At 68.8% G+C, this 18,606-nt stretch carries 16 protein-coding genes and 1 riboswitch; of the genes, 13 read left to right on the forward strand and 3 right to left on the reverse strand.

Annotated features, from left to right (window positions below):
- Window positions 1-72 precede the first annotated feature (72 nt).
- Together ACGFH6_RS15295 and ACGFH6_RS15300 are read left to right on the forward strand one after the other, a co-directional pair.
- A complete protein-coding gene (locus tag ACGFH6_RS15295; RefSeq protein WP_393384030.1) occupies window positions 73-1,053 on the forward strand; it encodes an alpha/beta hydrolase in 981 nt (326 codons plus the stop codon).
- Between the two features lie 112 nt (window positions 1,054-1,165).
- Window positions 1,166-3,388, forward strand: a complete 2,223-nt coding sequence (locus ACGFH6_RS15300; protein WP_393384032.1) for an ATP-binding protein — start codon at window positions 1,166-1,168, stop codon at window positions 3,386-3,388.
- A 113-nt stretch (window positions 3,389-3,501) separates the two neighbouring features.
- Here ACGFH6_RS15300 and ACGFH6_RS15305 read toward each other — a convergent pair whose 3' ends face one another.
- Window positions 3,502-4,866, reverse strand: a complete 1,365-nt coding sequence (locus tag ACGFH6_RS15305) for an aminotransferase class V-fold PLP-dependent enzyme (RefSeq protein ID WP_393384034.1) — start codon at window positions 4,864-4,866, stop codon at window positions 3,502-3,504.
- 16 nt (window positions 4,867-4,882) lie between these two features.
- Window positions 4,883-4,996, reverse strand: a riboswitch (SAM riboswitch).
- A gap of 142 nt (window positions 4,997-5,138) precedes the next feature.
- On the opposite strand from ACGFH6_RS15305, the gene ACGFH6_RS15310 reads away from it, so the two are divergent.
- The 11 genes from ACGFH6_RS15310 to ACGFH6_RS15360 all read left to right on the forward strand — a co-directional run bounded on the left by ACGFH6_RS15310 (window position 5,139) and on the right by ACGFH6_RS15360 (window position 17,248).
- Window positions 5,139-5,855: a hypothetical protein gene (locus tag ACGFH6_RS15310; protein WP_393384036.1), complete on the forward strand. Its 717-nt coding sequence runs from the start codon at window positions 5,139-5,141 to the stop codon at window positions 5,853-5,855.
- A 5-nt stretch (window positions 5,856-5,860) separates the two neighbouring features.
- Window positions 5,861-6,385 carry a DinB family protein gene (locus ACGFH6_RS15315; RefSeq protein WP_393384038.1) on the forward strand — a complete coding sequence of 175 codons (525 nt, stop codon included), beginning with the start codon at window positions 5,861-5,863 and terminating at the stop codon, window positions 6,383-6,385.
- An 80-nt stretch (window positions 6,386-6,465) separates the two neighbouring features.
- Window positions 6,466-8,556 carry a DUF6351 family protein gene (locus tag ACGFH6_RS15320; protein ID WP_393384040.1) on the forward strand — a complete coding sequence of 697 codons (2,091 nt, stop codon included), beginning with the start codon at window positions 6,466-6,468 and terminating at the stop codon, window positions 8,554-8,556.
- 26 nt (window positions 8,557-8,582) lie between these two features.
- Window positions 8,583-9,371 (forward strand): DUF4184 family protein, encoded by a 789-nt coding sequence (locus ACGFH6_RS15325; RefSeq protein WP_393384042.1) that lies wholly within the window; start codon window positions 8,583-8,585, stop codon window positions 9,369-9,371.
- Between the two features lie 73 nt (window positions 9,372-9,444).
- Window positions 9,445-12,069 carry a DNA translocase FtsK 4TM domain-containing protein gene (locus ACGFH6_RS15330; protein WP_393384044.1) on the forward strand — a complete coding sequence of 875 codons (2,625 nt, stop codon included), beginning with the start codon at window positions 9,445-9,447 and terminating at the stop codon, window positions 12,067-12,069.
- Between the two features lies 1 nt (window position 12,070).
- Entirely contained in the window at window positions 12,071-12,637 is a 567-nt protein-coding gene (locus ACGFH6_RS15335) for a hypothetical protein (protein ID WP_393384046.1), read from the forward strand.
- Between the two features lie 121 nt (window positions 12,638-12,758).
- Complete coding sequence (locus tag ACGFH6_RS15340) at window positions 12,759-13,514, forward strand: helix-turn-helix domain-containing protein (protein WP_393384048.1); 756 nt, start codon at window positions 12,759-12,761, stop codon at window positions 13,512-13,514.
- A gap of 378 nt (window positions 13,515-13,892) precedes the next feature.
- Window positions 13,893-15,575, forward strand: a complete 1,683-nt coding sequence (locus tag ACGFH6_RS15345; RefSeq protein ID WP_393384050.1) for a MiaB/RimO family radical SAM methylthiotransferase — start codon at window positions 13,893-13,895, stop codon at window positions 15,573-15,575.
- Window positions 15,572-16,189: a CDP-diacylglycerol--glycerol-3-phosphate 3-phosphatidyltransferase gene (gene pgsA, locus ACGFH6_RS15350; RefSeq protein WP_393384052.1), complete on the forward strand. Its 618-nt coding sequence runs from the start codon at window positions 15,572-15,574 to the stop codon at window positions 16,187-16,189. The genes ACGFH6_RS15345 and pgsA overlap by 4 nt, the downstream gene beginning before the upstream one ends.
- Before the next feature lie 71 nt (window positions 16,190-16,260).
- Window positions 16,261-16,794, forward strand: a complete 534-nt coding sequence (locus ACGFH6_RS15355) for a CinA family protein (protein WP_393384054.1) — start codon at window positions 16,261-16,263, stop codon at window positions 16,792-16,794.
- 163 nt (window positions 16,795-16,957) lie between these two features.
- A complete protein-coding gene (locus ACGFH6_RS15360) occupies window positions 16,958-17,248 on the forward strand; it encodes a helix-turn-helix domain-containing protein (protein ID WP_131351698.1) in 291 nt (96 codons plus the stop codon).
- Between the two features lie 20 nt (window positions 17,249-17,268).
- On the opposite strand, the gene ACGFH6_RS15365 is transcribed toward ACGFH6_RS15360, so the two are convergent.
- Together ACGFH6_RS15365 and ACGFH6_RS15370 are read right to left on the reverse strand one after the other, a co-directional pair.
- Window positions 17,269-17,715: a DUF4262 domain-containing protein gene (locus ACGFH6_RS15365; RefSeq protein ID WP_393384056.1), complete on the reverse strand. Its 447-nt coding sequence runs from the start codon at window positions 17,713-17,715 to the stop codon at window positions 17,269-17,271.
- A gap of 84 nt (window positions 17,716-17,799) precedes the next feature.
- Entirely contained in the window at window positions 17,800-18,606 is an 807-nt protein-coding gene (locus tag ACGFH6_RS15370; protein ID WP_393384058.1) for an Fpg/Nei family DNA glycosylase, read from the reverse strand.

Raw genomic sequence — 18,606 nt, forward strand, 5'->3', positions numbered from 1 at the left:
ACGGATGCCGGTTCGCGGTGGCCGCTGGTGGACTCGATCCGACCAGCCCCACCGCGAACAGGAGACACTCCGATGACCGAGGCGTACGACGTACCCGATGCCGGCACCGACCTCAGGATCGAGCGACGGGTCCGTGAGTTCCTGACCGAGCTGAACAAGAACCCGGACCCGTTCTGGTTGCTGCCGGGTGAGCAGGTCCGCGCGACCCTCAGTGGTCTTCAGGCGACGGTGCCGGTCGACCTGAGCGGCGTCGACGTGACCGAGCACGACATCGAGGTCGACGGCGTCCGGACGAAGCTGTACATCCAGCGACCGTCCGGCGTCGACGGCCCGCTGCCCGTCGTCCTGTTCCTGCACGGCGGGGTGTGGATCGCCGGTGACTTCGACAACCACCAGCGGCTGACCCGCGACCTGGTCGTCGAGACCGGGTACGCCGTGGTGTTCGTCGAGTACACGCCGATCCCGGACGCGGTCTTCCCGACCCAGCTGGAGGAGTGCTACGCGGCACTGCAGTGGGTGGCCCGCGACGGCGCGGCGGCCGGCCTGGACGCGAGCCGGCTGGCGGTCGCCGGGAACAGCGTCGGCGGCAACCTGAGCGCCGCCCTGGCGCTGTACGCCCGCGACCATGACGGTCCGCAGATCAAGGTCCAGCTGCTGCTCTACCCGGCGACCGACGCGCAGCTTGACACCGAGTCGTACCGCGAGTTCGCCGACGGGCGGTTCCTGCCGCAGGCCTTCATGAAGTTCGGCTGGGACACCTACGCGCCGGACGAGACCACCCGGCACAACCCGTACGCCGCCCCGCTGCAGGCCCGGCCGGATCAGCTGCGCGGGTTGCCGCCGGCGATCATCCACACCTCGGGCAACGACGTACTGCGCGACGAAGGACAGGCCTACGGTCACAAGCTGGACGAGGCCGGAGTCGATGTGGTCTCGGTGATGTACGTCGGCCAGATCCACGACATGGCGCTGCTGAACCCGATTCACGACCTGCCGTCGACCCGGGCCGAGTTCCGGCACGCGGCGGCGGACCTGGCGCACTACCTCGGCTGACTTCCCGGTCATGTCGTGTTTGCTACGAAGCCGCTCCGCGATTGGAGCGGCTTCGTCACATCTGCCTTATCGTCCACTCTGGAAGTACTCGCGGTGGATCGAGAGGTGGTCGATGGGCACGCTGCCGGCCGAGCTGACCAGCTTCGTCGGTCGACGCCAGGAACTGCGCGACATCAGGGCCTTGCTCGCGACCGGGCGCCTGGTCACGCTCACAGGACCGGGCGGCGTCGGCAAGACCCGGCTGGGTCTGCGGACGGCGGCCCGGCTGCGCAGGACCTTCCCGGACGGCGTCTGGCTCACCGAACTCGCCGCCGTACGGGATCCGGCCGAGCTGCCGCGGACCATCGGCTCGACCTTGGGGCTGCGCGACGTCGACGACGACCCGATCGCCAGGTTGACCGAGTTCATCGAGGACCGGTCGCTCCTGCTGGTGCTGGACAACTGTGAGCACCTGCGCGAATCCTGCGCGGACCTGGTCCGACGGCTGCTCAAGGCCGCGCCGGGTCTCCGGGTGCTCGCAACCAGCAGACACGTCCTCGGAGTCGACGGCGAACACGTGTACGCCGTTCGCCCGCTGCCGACAGCGGTCGTCAGCGGCCTGTCCGGTGCTGTCGAACAGGATGCGGTGCAGCTGTTCGCCGATCGCGCCGCCGCGGTGTCCGCGGGCTTCCAGGTGACCGAAGCGAACTGGGCACAGATCGCCGAGATCGCCCGGCGACTGGACGGTATACCGCTGGCCGTCGAGCTGGCCGCGGCCTGGATGCGCGTCCTCTCGGTCGACGACCTGCTCGACCGGATGGATACGCTCGCGCCGGGACGGCAGCAGATCCTCGACTGGAGCTACGGACTGTGCAGCGACGGGGAGCGGACGTTGTGGGCGCGCCTGTCGGTCTTCATTGGTGGGTTCGACCTGGCGGCCGCGGAGGCTGTCGGAGCTGCGGATCTGTCGGTGCTGTCGGGGCTGGTGGACAAGTCGATCGTGCAGTCCGACGGCGGTCTCGGGACCGGACGATTCCAGATGCTCGAAACGATCCGTGAGTACGGGCTGGAGAAACTACGGTCCGAGCGGGACGTCGTACGGGCCCTGCATCGTGACCATTACCTGCGGCTGGCCGAGCGGTATGGGCGGGACTGGAGCCGTGGGGACGCGCAGGCCGAGGCACATGCGCAGACGCGACCGGAGCATGCCAACCTGCGGGCGGCGCTGGAGTTCAGCCTCACCACACCAGGGCATGAGGCGATCGGACTGCGCCTCGCGGTCGCGCTGCACTACCACTGGCTGTTCTGTGGGCACTCCGCCGAAGGCAGGCGCTGGCTGGAACTCGCCCTCGAGCGGAACCCTGCACCGAGCCGGGACCGGGCGCAGGCCCTGTGGATCGTGGCCTTCGCGCTGAGCCTGATGGGCTATCCGTCCACCATCTATTCCTACGGTCACGAGGCGGAGGCCTGGGCTCGCGAGAACGGTGACGACGAGGTCCTCGCCTACGCGCTGCTCGTCATTGGCGGCTATTGGTTCCTGAGCGGTGAGGTCGAGAAGTCGGAACCGCTGTTCCAGCAGGCGATCGGTCACCTCGAGGCGAGCGGCGAACCGAACAGCGTGCTCCTCCAGCTCCACGCGTCCGCTGCGCAGGTCCAGACGTGGCAAGGTCATCCCGAGCTCGGACTGGCGCTGGCGCGTCACGGACTGGAGCAATGCGACGCCAGCGGAGAGCAGTTCGCTCGCAGCAGTCTGCTGTTCGCCCGGTCGCTCGCGCAGTGGAGGCTCGGCGCGTACCGAGAGGCTGCCGAGGGACTGACCGAAGCGATCCGGCTCGCTCAGACCTTCAACGACGTACTCGGGGCCGTCACCTGGCTGGAGTTGCTGTGCTGGACCACAACGGCGATGGGACAGTACGCACGCGCTGCCGAGTTGCTGGGGGTGGCGGACAAGCTCTGGCCGATGGGTGGCGGGCGTCCAATGCTCGGGTGGATGCACATGACGGACGCCCACGACACGTGTGAGCGGGAGGTACTGGACACGCTCGGACCTGAGCGATTCCGCACCGCGTTCGATCGTGGTGCGGCAGCGGCTACGGAGTTCGACGAGGCGATCGCGTTCGCGATCGGAGCGGAGTTCCCGGACATGGCGCCCGGTCCGAGTACTCCCGGTCCGCTGAGTGGGCGGGAGCATCAGGTGGCCGAGCTGGTCGCGCAGGGACTGACGAACAAGGAGATCGCGGCGCGCCTGGTCATCAGCCGGCGGACTGCCGAGTCCCATGTCGTGCACATTCTGGACAAACTGGGATTCAGTTCTCGGAGCCAGATCGCTACCTGGCTGGCGACACATCAGCGGTGAAGGGTCATCCTCGCGCCGGCACTGACTGTCCGGTTCGAGAGCGACGGCTTCGGGACCTACGGCGTTGGCTGCTCACCGTGTAGATCGTCCTCCCGAGCAGTGGGAGGGCCGGGTCACCAGATCCGCGGGGCCTGGAGGTCGCGCGGGTCGTCGACGGGCTGACAGCCGTGGGCGGTGTCCTCGTACTCCGTCCGCGGTCCGCTCGTCGCGAGCGTCCGTACGGCGTTGACGAGACGGTCCACGTGCTCACGCGTCGTACCGAGACCGAGGCTCGCCCGTACGGCGGTGCCGTGCTCGGGGGAGCCGGCGAGCAGGTGCCCGACGAGAGGGTGGGCGCAGAACTTGCCGTCGCGCACACCGATCCCGTACTCCGCACTGAGCGCCGCCGACACGAGCGTCGAGTTCAGCCCGGCGATCGTGAAGCAGACGGTGCCGACGCGGTCCGCGTCCTCAGCGAAGATCGAGTACGTCGTGACGCCGGAGAGCTGGGCGAGACCGGTGCGGAGCCGGGCCAGCAGACTGCGCTCGTGCTGCTCGATGGCGTCGCGGTGCTTGGTGATCGCGGCACACGCGGAGGCCAGTGCGATCGCGCCGATGACGTTGGGGGAGCCGCCCTCGTGGCGTGCCGGGCCGGTAGCCCAGACCACGGTGTCGCCGGTGACTGCGGTCGTGGCGCCGCCGCCGTACAGGTAGGGGTCGGCGGCGTCGAACCAGTCCGCGCGGCCGATGAGCGCACCGGCGCCGTACGGGGCGTAGAGCTTGTGGCCGGACAGCGCGACCCAGTCGACGTCCAGCTTCTCGATGTCAACGGCTCGGTGCGGCGCGAGCTGGGCGGCGTCCAGGCAGACCCTGGCTCCGTGGGCCTTGGCGACTGCGGTGATCTCGGCGATCGGGAAGATCTCACCGGTGACGTTCGATGCGCCCGTGACCACGACCAGCCGCGGGCCTTCGGGCGCGGCCCGGAGCGCGTCCGCGACGTTCGTCACGGCCTCGGTCGGGGAGCTCGGCGCGGCGAGGCGGACAGTCCGCTCGGCCGGCCAGGGGAGGAGCGCGGCATGGTGCTCGGACTCGAAGACGATCACCGTCGCGTCCGCCGGCACGACGTGCGCCAGCAGGTTGAGTGCGTCGGTGGTCTGCCGGGTGAAGATCACCTGGTCGTCCGCACGGGCGCCGACGAAGGCATGCACCTCGGCGCGGGCCTGCTCGTACCACTGCGTGGTGATGCGGGAGGCGTAGCCGTTGCCGCGATGCACCGACGCGTACGAAGGCAGTGCGGCCTCGACACTGGCGCGGACCGACTCCAGACACGGCGCGCTGGCCCCGTGGTCGAAGTTCGCGTAGTCCGTCACCCGGCCGTCGGCCAAGGGGACCAGGAGGTCCGAGCCGACGGTGGCCGGGACGCTGCCGGTGGAGAGCCGGGCGACCGTCGGCCGCGGGGTCGTCGTACTGGCAGGCTCGAGGATGGAGAGGATCGACATGGTGCTGCTCCCGGGAAGTCCGCGCTTGCCGAACGGGGTATCCGCACGGCCCGGTCTTCACCCGGGGCACCCCACCGCGGAGGAGGGTTGCCGGCCAGCAAGCCGGGGCTTGACGCTGGCACTCATGACCTGCCGAGAACGGTAACGAACGGGCCGCGATCGACGCCAGCCTAATCTCGCAATGTGAGAATGCCGCACACATGTTGAGACAGCGGTCCGGACCGCAACCATTCGCGCGGCTGTTGCGTCCGACCGGGCGGGAGGTGGTGGGGATGTGGTGGAGGAAGCCGATCTGTCCGGTCCGGAGCGTGGAGCAACTCTGGATCGAGGAGAACCTCGACTGGTTCGTCGCCGAGTTCGGTGACGAGCTCCTGCGCCGGCCGGTGGTGGTTCCCGAGGAGTCGTGGTTCCCGGCCGGGTACACCGGTTCGGAGGACGACGTACGGGCGGTGTTCCGGAAGTTGTGTGATCACGTGGAGGTGCCGGCGGACCGAGTCCGGCTGGACCTCGAGCCGGACGAGCCCGACGAGCTCGTCGCGAATCTGGGCCTGAACTCCGAGTCGTCCGGTGCGGCGGCGCACTGGCGTCAGCGCGACGGCCTCACTGTGGTGACGGTGGACATGAAGCAGGCGCAGCGGCCGGTGGCCCTGGTCGCGACCATGGTCCACGAGCTCGGCCACGAGCGGCTTCTCGGCGAGGACCGGATCGATCCGGACCGGCGCGACGGCGAGCCGCTGACCGACCTGTTCACGGTCTTCGTCGGCTTCGGGATCTTCAGCGCGAACGCGTCCTTCGAGTTCTACCGGACCCATACCCACTACAGGACCTCCAAGCTCGGCTACCTGACCGAGGCGATGTACGGCTACGCACTCGCGCGGTACGCGTGGCTGCGCGGCGAGACCGAACCGGCCTGGGCGGAGCGGCTCGACACCAATCCGCGCGAGTGGATGAAGCAGGGGCTGCGCTACCTGGAGGCTGGTGTTGGATAGGAGCCATGACGACGGAGTGGACAGCACCTGAGGTAGACCGGCCCGACGGCTCGCTGACCGCGCCGGAACGCGACCTGCTGCAGGGGTATCTGAACTTCTACCGCACCACGCTGCTGTTCAAGTGCGCCGGTCTGACGGCGGAGCAGTTGGCCGAGCGGCCGTCACCGCCGTCGAACCTCTCGCTGCTGGGACTGATCCGGCATCTGACCAAGGTCGAGCGCATCTGGTTCCGCATCCACTTCGCCGGCGATTCGCCGGCCGAGCCGCTGTTCGCGCCCGAGCTGGGCAAGGACGCCGACTTCGAACTGATCGATCCGGCAGAGGCGCAGACGGCGTACGACGGTCTGATCGCGGAGTGGAAGCTGTCCGACGACGCGGTCGCCGGGCGGTCGCTCGACGATCGCTTCACTTTCGGCGGTACCGAGTCGACGCTGCGGATGATCTACATCCATCTCATCGGGGAGTACGCGCGGCATTGCGGTCACGCCGACCTCGTCCGTGAGCAACTGGACGGCACCACCGGCGCTTAGTGCCCGAGTGGTCCACTGCAATCTGGAAATCGATTGCCTTGACCCTTCCGGTCTGCATCGCGCTGTGATCGACTCGTCGCATGAAGCGACCGACCGCCCTCGTTCTGCTCCTGATCGCCCTACTCTCCAGCCTGCTCGCGGTGCCCGCGCACGCCGCCGGTGTCCGGCTGGAGGTGCTCTCGTCGCCACGACCGGACATGGTCAGCGACGGCAACGTACTGGTCGGGGTCTATGGCCCGCACCTCGACCGCCTCACCGTCCGGCTGGACGGGCGCGATGTCACCGACGCCTTCGCCCGGACCGGTGATCACCTGACCGGCCTGGTCGACGGCCTCGTGGACGGCCGCAACACGATCACGGCCGACCGCGAACGACTGGTGGTCACGAACCACCCGCGCACCGGTCCGATGCTGGCCGGTCCGCACGAGACGCCGTACATCTGTGGGACCGCCGACTTCACCACGCTCGCGAAGGTCAAGCTCGGACCGCCGACGGACGCGAACTGCTCGGTGCCGACCCGGGTCGACTACCTGTACCGGTCCACGATCGATCGCTCGCTGAAGGTGCTGCCCCCGGATCGGCCCGCGGACCTCGCGACCACGACCACCTCGGACGGCCGGACCGTGCCGTACATCGTCCGGGTCGAGACCGGCGTGATCAATCGGTCCATCTACGAGTACGCCGTACTGCACGACCCGGCGGCAGGCGAGCCGGACGTGCGGCACGCGCCGACCGGCTGGAACGGCCGGCTCATCTACACCTTCGGCGGCGGCTGCCCGGGCGGCTGGTACCAGCAGGGCAGCGGCACCGGCGGCATCAACGACGACCTGATGCTCGGTCGCGGGTACGCCGTCGCGTCGTCGAGCCTGAACGTTTTCGGTGTGAACTGCAACGGTGTGCTCGCGGCCGAGACGATGTCGATGACGCGGGAGCACATCGCCGAGACCATCGGCGTACCGCGGCAGACCGTCGGTTGGGGCTGCTCGGGTGGGTCGTACCAGGTGTTCCAGATCGCCGACGACTACCCGGGGCTGCTGGACGGCATCGTCGCGTCCTGCGTGTTCCCCGAGGTCGGGTTCGCGACGCTGCACACGATCACGGACGCGCTGCTGCTGGACCACTACTTCCGGTCCGCGACCGGCTGGACCGACGAGCAGAAGCGGGCCGCGGCGGGCTTCGGCAAGGTCGGCACGATCGCCAACCTGGCCGGCGCCGGGCGCCGCATCGATCCGCGGGTCTATTGCCCTGGGCAACTTCCGGTGGAGCAGCGGTACGACCCGGTGACGAACCCCGGCGGAGCGCGCTGTGACGTCTACGACCACCAGGTGAACGTCTGGGGCAAGTATCCGGCGACCGGCGCGGCGCGACGTCCGCTGGACAACGTCGGCATCCAGTACGGCCTGGACGCGCTGAACTCCGGCAAGATCACCGCGGACCAGTTCCTCGACCTGAACCGGGCGGTCGGCGGCTTCGACACCGACGCGAACTTCGTCCCGGCCCGGACTGTCGCGGATCCGGCGGCGATCAGTACGGCGTACCGGACCGGGCAACTGATCAACGGTGGCGGGGGACTGGCGAGTACGCCGATCATCGACTACCGGCAGTACTGGGACGAGTTGCCGAACGGCGACATCCACCTGATCTTCCACTCGTTCTCGCTGCGGGAGCGGCTGCGCAAGGCCAACGGTGATGCGGCCAATCAGGTGATGCTGGTGCAGGCCGGCGACGCTCCCGGCGGATTCAGTACGACGAATCCGGTGCTGGCTGACGCACTGACGGCGCTGGACCACTGGATGGACGCCACGGACGCCGACACCCGGCCCGGCTCGCCGCACGCGCGGTTGCTGCGCAACAAGCCGACGTCATTGGCGGAAGCCTGCTGGAGCCCGCAGGGCGAGAAGATTGTCGAGACGCAGGTCAACGGCATCGGTACGACCCGGTGCAACGCCTTGTACCCGGTGTGGCCGTCGCCGCGGCAGGTGGCCGGGGCATCCGTTGCCAACGACATCATCAAGTGCCGGCTCCACCCGCTGACGCCGTCGGACTACAAGGTGCCGTTCACTCCAGCTCAGTGGGATTCGCTGCGGCAGGCATTCCCCAACGGTGTCTGCAACTGGAAGGCACCCGGCGTCGGCCAGCAGCCGCTGGCTGGAAGCTGGCCCACCTTCTGACCTCTGGTCTTCCTAGGCTGCGGGGCGTGCCGTTCACCCTCGCGCATCCCGCAGCCGTCCTGCCCCTGGTCCGACGTCCTCTGGTGGCGTCGGCCCTGGTGGCAGGTGCGGTGGCGCCCGACCTCTTGTACCTCGACCCGATCTACCGCTTCGCCACGCAAGGGATCAACGGCAACTTCACCCTGACCCTCACGCACAAGCTCTCGTCAGGCCTCTGGCTGGACCCGCTCCTGGCTTTGATCCTGCTTCTGGCCTTCCAGGTTGTGGTGAAGCGGCCGTTGCTTGCCCTGGCTCCGTCCGGTCTGGCAGCCCGCCTGCCCACCCCCGCCTTGCGTGTGCCCTCGACGGCTGTCTTGCTGTGGACGGTCGTGTCCGCGGTGATCGGCGCCCTGACGCACGTCCTCTGGGACTCGTTCACCCACTACGACGGCTACTTCGTCCGCCGCTACCACTCGTTCTTCACGGCGCAGGTGACTGGCGCGTGGGACGTCAACCGCATCCTGCAGTACGTGAGCACCGTCGGCGGCTGCCTGATCCTCGCCGTCTGGCTCTACCGCTGGTACCGCCGGGTCGACGTACAGCCCGTCGCGACGCATGACCACGTCCCGTCGTGGGTCCGGTACGTCGTACTGGCCGCGATGGTGCTCATCGGCCTGGCCGGAGCCGTCGTTCAGCTGAGCAGGGCGGACCTCGTCGGCGAGGCTGCCGCCCGGTCGATGCTGACGGGAGTCGCCTCCGGGTGCCTGGCGGCGCTCGTCTGGTACGTCGTCCTCTGGCACCTCTTCCGGCTCCGCCGCCGTGTGGCGGCGCTGTGACGCTACGGATGGGGCAGCGTGATCGGCGTGTGACACGTGGGACTCGAGAGGTAATCGGGGTAGCCTGCTAGATATGGCGACCCGCACGTCTTCCCCGGCGCGGGCGCAGAAGTCGGCAGCCAAACGGCCGAGTACGGCACGTTCGGCTGCTGGTGGACGCTCCCGTCCGTCAGGCGCCCAGAAGCGTGGGCAGAGCGCGAAGCGCGGTGGATCCTCCGCCGCGCGGACCAGTACGCCCAAAAACGGCGGAGCGGGCCCGTTCGCGGCCGCCATGATCGCTGTCGGCCGCGGTGTCGTGAAGATCTGGATCGGCATCGCGCACCTGCTCGGCAGCATGGTTCGCGGCATCGGCCACGGCGCCCGCGACCTCGACCCCGAGCACCGCCGCGACGGCGCCGGCATGTTCCTGATCGGCCTGGCGGTCGTAGTGGCCGCCGCCATCTGGTGGGACCTCCCGGGCGCGGTCGGCCATGGCATCCGGACCGTCGTCGGGGGCAGCGTCGGCATGCTCGGCTGGGCCGTGCCGCTGTTGCTTCTGTTCGTCGCGGTCCGCACGCTGCGTCACCCGGACCGCAACGGTCCGGCCGGACGTCAGGTGATCGGCTGGACCGCCGTCTCGCTTGGCGTACTCGGCCTGGTCCACATCGCCAACGGCCTGCCCCGTCCCGGCAACCCGGCCGACGCGCCGCTGCAGGACGCCGGCGGCGCGATCGGGTACGTCGTCTCCTCATTGCTGTCGGACCTGCTCACGCAGTACGTCGCCGCGCCGCTGCTGGTCCTGCTCGCGATCTTCGGTGCGCTCGTCATCACCGCGACGCCGGTCTATGCGATCCCGCTCCGCGTTCGCGCGGCGTTCGACGTACTGATGGGACGTACGGCGCTGCCCGAGGACGCTCCGTCCGTCGCCGCGGCCCCGACCGACGACACCGTGCGGCTGACCCGCAAGGAGCGCCGGGCCAAGGCTGCCGGCCTCGACGAGGACGGGGAGCCGACGATCAAGCCGTACGACTCGCCGGTGCTCGAGGGACGGGAGATCTCCAAGCGGGGCCGCAAGGCGAAGGCCGCGCCGCCGCCGGAGGACGACGCGTACGACGTCGACGCGGATGCCGCCGCGGCCGCTGCCGCGGTCACGGGCCCTGTGGCCACCTCGAAGAAGACTCCGGAGGCGCCGCCCGAGCCCCCGCCGCACACGCCGCTCCCACAGCGCGTGGAGCAGCTCAGCCTGTCCGGCGACATCACCTACACGCTGCCCGACGGCCAGATGCTCAAGCCGGGTTCGGTGCACAAGGCGCGGACCAAGGCGTCCGACCAGGTGGTCGACCGGCTGACCGAGGTGTTCGAGCAGTTCGGCATCGACGCGCAGATCACCGGCTACACCCGCGGTCCGACAGTGACCCGCTACGAGGTCGAGCTCGGCTCGGCGGTGAAGGTCGAGAAGGTCACCGCCCTGTCGAAGAACATCGCCTATGCGGTGGCCTCGGCCGACGTGCGAATCTTGTCGCCGATCCCGGGCAAGTCCGCGATCGGCATCGAGATCCCGAACACCGACAAGGAGATCGTCAGCCTCGGCGACGTGATCCGCTCGGCGACCGCCCGCAACGACCACCACCCGATGGTGGCCGGGCTGGGCAAGGACGTCGAGGGCGGCTTCGTGGTCGCGAACATGGCGAAGATGCCGCACCTCCTGGTCGCGGGTGCGACCGGCTCGGGCAAGTCGGTGTTCGTCAACTCGCTGATCACCTCGATCCTGATGAGGGCCACGCCGGACGAGGTGCGGATGATCCTGGTCGACCCCAAGCGGGTCGAGCTGAACAGCTACGAGGGCATCCCGCACCTGATCACCCCGATCATCACCAACGCCAAGAAGGCCGCCGAGGCGCTGCAGTGGGTCGTCCGCGAGATGGACATGCGCTATGACGACCTGGCCGCGTTCGGGTTCCGGCACGTCGACGACTTCAACAAGGCGGTCCGCGGCGGCAAGGTGAAGCCACCGCCAGGCAGTGAGCGCGTGCTGACGCCGTACCCCTATCTGCTCGTGATCGTCGACGAGCTGGCCGACCTGATGATGGTCGCGCCGCGCGACGTCGAGGACTCGATCGTCCGGATCACGCAGCTGGCCCGTGCGGCCGGCATCCACCTGGTGCTCGCGACCCAGCGGCCGTCGGTGGACGTGGTGACCGGTCTGATCAAGGCGAACGTCCCGTCCCGGCTGGCGTTCGCGACCTCGTCGCTGGCCGACAGCCGCGTCATCCTGGACCAGCCGGGTGCGGAGAAGCTGGTCGGCCAGGGTGACGGTCTGTTCCTGCCGATGGGCGCCAGCAAGCCGATGCGTATCCAGGGTGCCTGGGTCACCGAGTCCGAGATCCACGGCGTGGTCGAGCACTGCAAGACGCAGTTGGAACCGACGTACCGCGAGGACGTCACCGCCGTGGCCGGGCCGAGCAAGGATCTCGACGACGAGATCGGCGACGACCTCGACCTGGTCGTGCAGGCGGCCGAGCTGATCGTGTCGACGCAGTTCGGCTCCACGTCGATGTTGCAGCGTAAGCTGCGCGTCGGCTTCGCCAAGGCGGGTCGCCTGATGGACATCCTGGAAAGCCGCGGAGTCGTGGGACCGAGCGAGGGGTCCAAGGCGCGCGACGTACTGGTCAAGCCGGACGATCTAGAGGACTTCATCGCGACCCTGCGAGGAGAGTGACGTGACCGCCGCTAGTGCGCAGCCCCGGACCGATCGCTTCGACACGGATCCCAGACCGGTGCCGTTCACCATCCGTTCCTCCCAGAAGGTGCACGGGGGACTGGCGCTCGGCGCGGCTCTCGTCGCGGTGGGCTTCGCCGCGTCCGCCTCTACCAGTCCGACCGGTGTACTGCGCTGGATCGCGGCCGCGGCCTTCGCCGTACTCGCCCTGATCTGCGCGCGGGCGTTGACGGTCGGGGACATGCTGGTCGCCGACGATGTCGGGATCCGGTTGCGAATCGGCAACGAATGGATCGGGACCCGGTGGGAGGACATCGACCAAGTGACGGTGCTGAAGCGCCGCCATCCGCTCGACGACGGCCGGATTGCCGTTCATTTACAGGATCCTGGGCCCATCCTCGGTGCGATGCCGAGTTCCAGTCGCAAGACAACTGATGCGAATCGGCGGTTGACCGGCTCGTCACTCGCGATACCGTTCGGGTTGACGGCACGCCCGTCGAACGGGGAAGTGGTACAGGCACTGCACATGCTGGCGGATGCCAGGTGTCCGGTCAGGGAGCAACTCTGAGTCTGGCGTGACCCCGTCGTACCAAGGCCGTTGACTTGATGTCGAGGGTCCTAGCCGTCGACATCAAGACGACATCGACGGCCCGAGCAACCAGTCGGGCGATGGAGAGGACGGTGGGGACGTGAGCATCGGCAGCGAGCTCACGGCGGCCCGCGAACGGGCCGACATGACGATCGAGCAGCTGAGTGCCGCTACCCGGATCAGAACCGGGCTGCTCGTCGCCATGGAGGCCGACGACTTCTCTCGCTGCGGTGGAAACTTCTACGCCCGCGGGCATATTCGCTCGATCGCTCGCGTGGTCAAGGCCGACCCCGCGCCGCTGCTCGCGACCTTCGACGCCGAACACGCCGTCGAGGAGGAGAAATCCCGCCGCGAGGAACGTGCCGTGATCAAACGGCCCTCGCTGCATCCGGCCCGCCCGCGCTGGGCGGTTGTGGTCGGCGCGATCCTGGTCGGTCTGATGGGCTGGGGCATGGTCCGCCTCTTCACGCTGCCCAGCGACATCGAGGCCAACGCGTCCAAGACCGCCAGCACCACCCCGGCCGTGACCACGCCGGTCGCGCCGAAGCCGACTCCCACGCCGACGCCGAAGGCCACCCCCAAGCCGCCGCCGAAGCCGGTCGCCACTCACGTGAAGCTGGTGCTGACCGCGAAGGGCGATGGCTCGTACGTCACGTTGCGGAACAGCAAGGGCAAGCGCCTCTTCCAGGGGATGGTCGGGCCCGGCGTGACCCAGACCATCACCAACAAGGGCATCGTCCGCGTCTCCATCGGCGTGCCCGCCAACCTGGTCCTGAGCCTGAACGGCGAGCGCCTGCGAACCACCCTCTACCGCTTCACCGTCAAACCCGACGGCACCATCGTCAAGTCGTCCTGACGCACCATCCTCAAGTCGTCCTGATGCACCATCCTCAAGTCGTCCTGATGCACCATCCTCAAGTCGTCGTGACGCCGCCAACCGCGCGCGTCATCCCGCTGACTCCCTCGAACTGGTAGCCGAGGCTGCCGCGGTTCGGCGCCGCGTCCTCCGCTGTCGGCGCGGTCCGGCGCCCGTGCTCCGCTGTTGGTGCGGTCCGGCGCCCGTGGTCCGCTGTCGGTGCGGGCTGCTCGAATGTCGGAGGTGGGATCGGATCCGTGCGCTCGTTCGGTGCCTGTTCCGCCCGGCAGAACTGGCGCGTGCGGTGTGGTGTGCAGGCGGTACGGAAGGTGATGGCTGGTTAGGTGGGGGACTGCGCGGCGAGTCATACTCGTGGGGATGACTACGCCACCCACCACCGTCGCCCTGGTCACGCTGGGCTGTGCCCGCAACGATGTCGACTCCGAGGAACTCGCCGGCCGTCTCGAAGCCGGCGGCTTCCGGCTCGTCGAGGACGCCGCCGAAGCGGACACCGTGGTGGTGAACACCTGTGGCTTCGTCGAGGCCGCCAAGAAGGACTCGGTCGACACCCTCCTGGCCGCGGCTGACTACAAGGACTCCGGCCGCACCCAGGCCGTCGTCGCAGTCGGCTGTCTCGCCGAGCGGTACGGCGAACAACTCGCCGACGCGCTTCCCGAAACCGACGCAGTCCTCAGCTTCGACGACTACGCGGACATCTCCGACCGCCTCCGCTCGATCCTCTCCGGCACCAAGCACCAGCCCCACGTCCCGCGCGACCGCCGCAAACTCCTCCCGCTGGCGCCCTCCGCCCGAGCCGCCACCACCGGTGTAGCCATCCCCGGTCACGGCGACCACATCCCGGCCGAACTCAAGCCAGTGCGGTCCAGCGAGTCGGAGGAAGCTGACGACGGACCTCAGGCTCTCAAGGGACGCTTCGTCACGACTGCCCCCGAGGAGTTGACGATCGACGCGCCGGATCTCGCGTCGGCGCCGGCGAGCGGGCCGCGGGTTGTGCGTCGCCGGCTGGACGGTGGACCGATGGCACCGCTGAAGCTGGCGTCCGGGTGCGACCGCCGCTGTGCGTTCTGTGCGATCCCGATGTTCCGCGGTGCCTTCGTCTCCCGCCGTCCGACCGAGGTGCTCGGCGAGGCCCAGTGGCTCGCGGAGAACGGCGTCCGCGAACTGTTCCTCGTCTCCGAGAACTCCACGTCGTACGGCAAGGACCTCGGCGACCTCCGCCTGCTCGAGACCCTGGTCAGCGAGATCGCGGAAGTTCCGGGTATCGCCCGCGTCCGGGTCTCCTACCTGCAGCCCGCGGAGATGCGCCCGACCCTCATCACCGCGATGACGTCGACCCCCGGCGTTGTCCCGTATTTCGACCTCTCCTTCCAGCACGCCTCCGGCCCGCTCCTGCGCCGTATGCGCCGCTTCGGTGACGCCGAACGCTTCCTGGACCTGATCGCCCAGGTCCGCGCCACGGCACCGACGGCAGGCATCCGCAGCAACGTGATCGTCGGCTTCCCCGGCGAGACGGAGGAGGACGTCGACATCCTGTGCGACTTCCTCTCCCGTGCCGGCCTCGACGCGATCGGCGTCTTCGGGTACTCCGACGAAGACGGCACCGAGGCCGAGACGTACGACGGCAAGCTCGACGAGGACACCATCGCCGCCCGCCTCGACCGCGTCACCCGTCTCGCCGAGGACCTCACCTCTGCCCGCGCCGAGTCCCGCGTCGGCGAACTCCTCGAGATCCTCCTCGAGTCCGTCGACCCAGTCACCGACACCGAAACCGACGTCGAAGCCGACGCCGACACCGAAGCCGACATCGACGCCGAAGCCGGCGCCGACCCGGCAGACGGGCGGTCGGGTGAGGGGCGGGCGGCTCATCAGGGCCCCGAGGTGGACGGTTCGACGACGGTGATCGGTCTTCCGGACGGGGTGAACGTCGGGGACATTGTCTCGGCGAAAGTGGTCGGGACGGACGGTGTGGACCTGATCGCAGAGTTCGCGGCACTCGTGAGCCCCCAGGACCGCCGTCGGGCAGCTAACCTGACCGCGTGACCAACCCGCCGAACCCGGCGCCGCGCGCCGCCGGCCACCTCCACGCGCCCAGCGCATGGAACGTGCCGAACGCGCTCACGGTGTTGCGGCTCGCCCTGGTCCCGCTCTTCGTCTGGCTGCTGCTTCGCGACGGCGGCACCGAAGACGGCAACCGGTTGCTCGCAACCGCCGCGTTCGTGGTCGCGATCGTCACCGACCGCTTCGACGGCGACATCGCCCGCCGGTGGAACCTGGTCACGAACTTCGGCAAGATCGCCGACCCGATCGCGGACAAGGCACTCACCGGGGCGGCCTTCATCGGCCTGTCCATCCTCGGCGAGCTCCCGTGGTGGGTCACCGTGGTCGTCATGGTCCGCGAGTGGGGTGTCACAGCCCTCCGATTCTGGGTAATCCGGCACGGTGTGATGCCCGCCAGTCGCGGCGGCAAGCTGAAGACCGTCCTCCAGGCGATCGCTCTCGGCCTCTACCTCCTTCCGTGGCAGTCGGTGGCGATCCTCCACTGGACCGCCGTGGTGGTGATGGCCGCAGCCGTCATCGTGACGATTGTCACCGGCATCGATTACGTAGGCCGGGCCATCCGCCTGCGAAACGCCGCCAAACGCCCCCTCCCATGACCACCTGCGGTCGTCGGCCGGAGCAGTGGCCCGAGTGCGCGGTGGCTGGATAGGTGACTGGTGTCGAGCGGATGGAGGCTGCAGTGGCGGACGGCGTCGTAGTTGGTGGGGGAGCGGACGACGAGTTAGGAGAGGCAGTACGGCTGTTGGTCGCGCGGCTGAAGGACCGTGGCGAGACCCTGGCCACTGCTGAATCGTTGACGGGCGGACTGGTCGGCGCGACGCTGACCGACGTACCCGGCGTGTCGGCCGTCTACCGGGGCGGTCTGGTCGTCTACGCGACCGATCTGAAGGCCCAGCTGGCCGGCGTGCCTGAGGACCTGCTGGCGGCTGTGGGGCCAGTTCACCCGGACACGGCCGAAGCCCTGGCCAACGGCGTACGAGAGCGTCTGGACGCCACCTACGGGCTGGCGACGACCGGTGTGGCCGGACCCGACCCACAGGACGGCATTGAGGCCGGGATTGTGTACGTCGCCGTGGCCGGACCGGGCACTGTGCGGGTGCGGAAGCTCGCGTTGAGCGGTGACCGGGCAACTGTCCGCAGGCGGAGCGTGCAGGCAGTTCTGGAACTCGCCGTCGATCTTGTGCCGGAAGATCTCGACTGATCGGTGTGTTGAGACCAGCATGGGGAGAGGTAGGGCAGACTGGCACGGCGCACCGAAGCTGGACATTGCGACGAGTAGTGACCCAGCAACGGGTACCGTTGGTTCCTACGGTCGGGCTACCGTGCGGGTAGAGACGACCGGACAGGCGGAAGGGAGAAAGCTCATGGTGCTGGTTCGTGGCCTGCTGGGCGACGTACTGCGGCGTAAGCGGCTGCGCCAGGGGCGCACCCTCCGCGAGGTATCCGCCGACGCGCGCGTCAGTCTCGGCTACCTGTCCGAGGTGGAGCGCGGTCAGAAGGAAGCCTCCAGCGAGTTGCTCGCGGCGATCTGCATGGCTCTCGAGGTCCCGCTGTCGACAGTGTTCGCCGAGGTCAGCGAGGATCTGGCCCGCGAAGAGGCCCTGGTCCTGACGCATCCGGCCATCGAGCCCGAGGTCGTTGCCTCCGCCGCCTGACACCACGCTCAGGCACCTCATCACACGCTCCGTCCGGGAGCGACCGGCTGGATCAGGCCGGTCCTGGTCGGCCAGATCAGCTGCAATGCTGGTATCGGGCCGGCGCCGGGCTCCCTGAACATGCTGTTCGCGGTGAACAGATGTGTCGCCGAGTCGGGAAACCGCAGCAACTCGGCCTGCTCCGGCGGCGGGAAGTACTCCGACAGGTCGTCACCCTCGTCGAACGCCGCGCCTGCCATCACCGCCCAGGCGAGCGGCTTCACACCCAGATAGGCCCACCGTGGATCGGCGTCGAAGACGATGATCTCCGGATGATCGAGCAGGCTGAGCCCGAGCGAGTAGCCGAACCCGGGATTGCGGTCGCCGTCGCCGTCGACGTACTGCATCGTCCAGCCGTAGGTCTGGATGTTCTGGACCAGTTGCCGCGAGTACTGCTCGTCGGTCAAACCACCGCACCGGTCGCACATCACCTTCTCCTCTCGTTCGAACAGATGTTCGATACGCCGGAGAAGATATCCGTGTTCCGGCCCGTCGCCGGGGTTGTCCACAGGTCAGTTCGCGAGCTCACCGTCCGGCGCGCCGGGCTGGCACACCGGACACCAGTAGCTGACCCGCTCGCGGGTCGGTTCGCCGATCGACGCCGTCCGAATCGTCGTGCCGCAGCGCCTGCACTGTTTGCCGGCGCGCTCGTGCACCCAAGACCGCTGGCCGGGCCGGTCGATGCCGGTACTCACCTGGGTGCCGTTGCGCAGATTGGCTTTCATCAGCCGTCGGCTCAGGTCGACGGCGGCGGGGATGTCGACGTCCGAGACCGGTCTCCAGGGGTCGAGACCGAGCAGGAAGCAGACCTCGCTGCGGTAGAAGTTCCCGATCCCGGCCAGGTTCCGCTGGTCCAGGAGTGCCTCGCTGATGGTTCGTGCGGGATCGGCCTCCAGGTTCGCGATCGCCTGGTCGCGGTCGAACGAAGGAGACAGCAGATCCGGCCCGAGGTGGCCGACCACGGTGTCTTCGGCGTCCGTCGCCACCAACTCGAGCACCGGCAGCCGGTAGCCGACGGCCTTCCACGCCGCGGTCTCCAGCACGGCGCGGATCTGGTGGTCCGGCCCGCCGTGCCAACGCTCGCCAGGCCGGTACAAGTGCCAGGTCCCGTCCATCCGGAAGTGGCTGTGGATCGTCACCCCACCGGAGACGCGCATCAGCAGGTGCTTGCCGCGCGCAATGACCTCGAGCATGGTCCGGCCGCTCAGATCAGTCGTCGCCAGCGTCGGCACGCGGAAGTCGGTCGCCGTCAGCTCCTGCCCGCTGAGCGCCTCGTGGAGCCGCTTGCACGCTCGCCATACGGTGTCTCCCTCGGGCAT

Source organism: Kribbella sp. NPDC049227, assembly GCF_043197265.1.
Lineage (GTDB): Bacteria > Actinomycetota > Actinomycetes > Propionibacteriales > Kribbellaceae > Kribbella.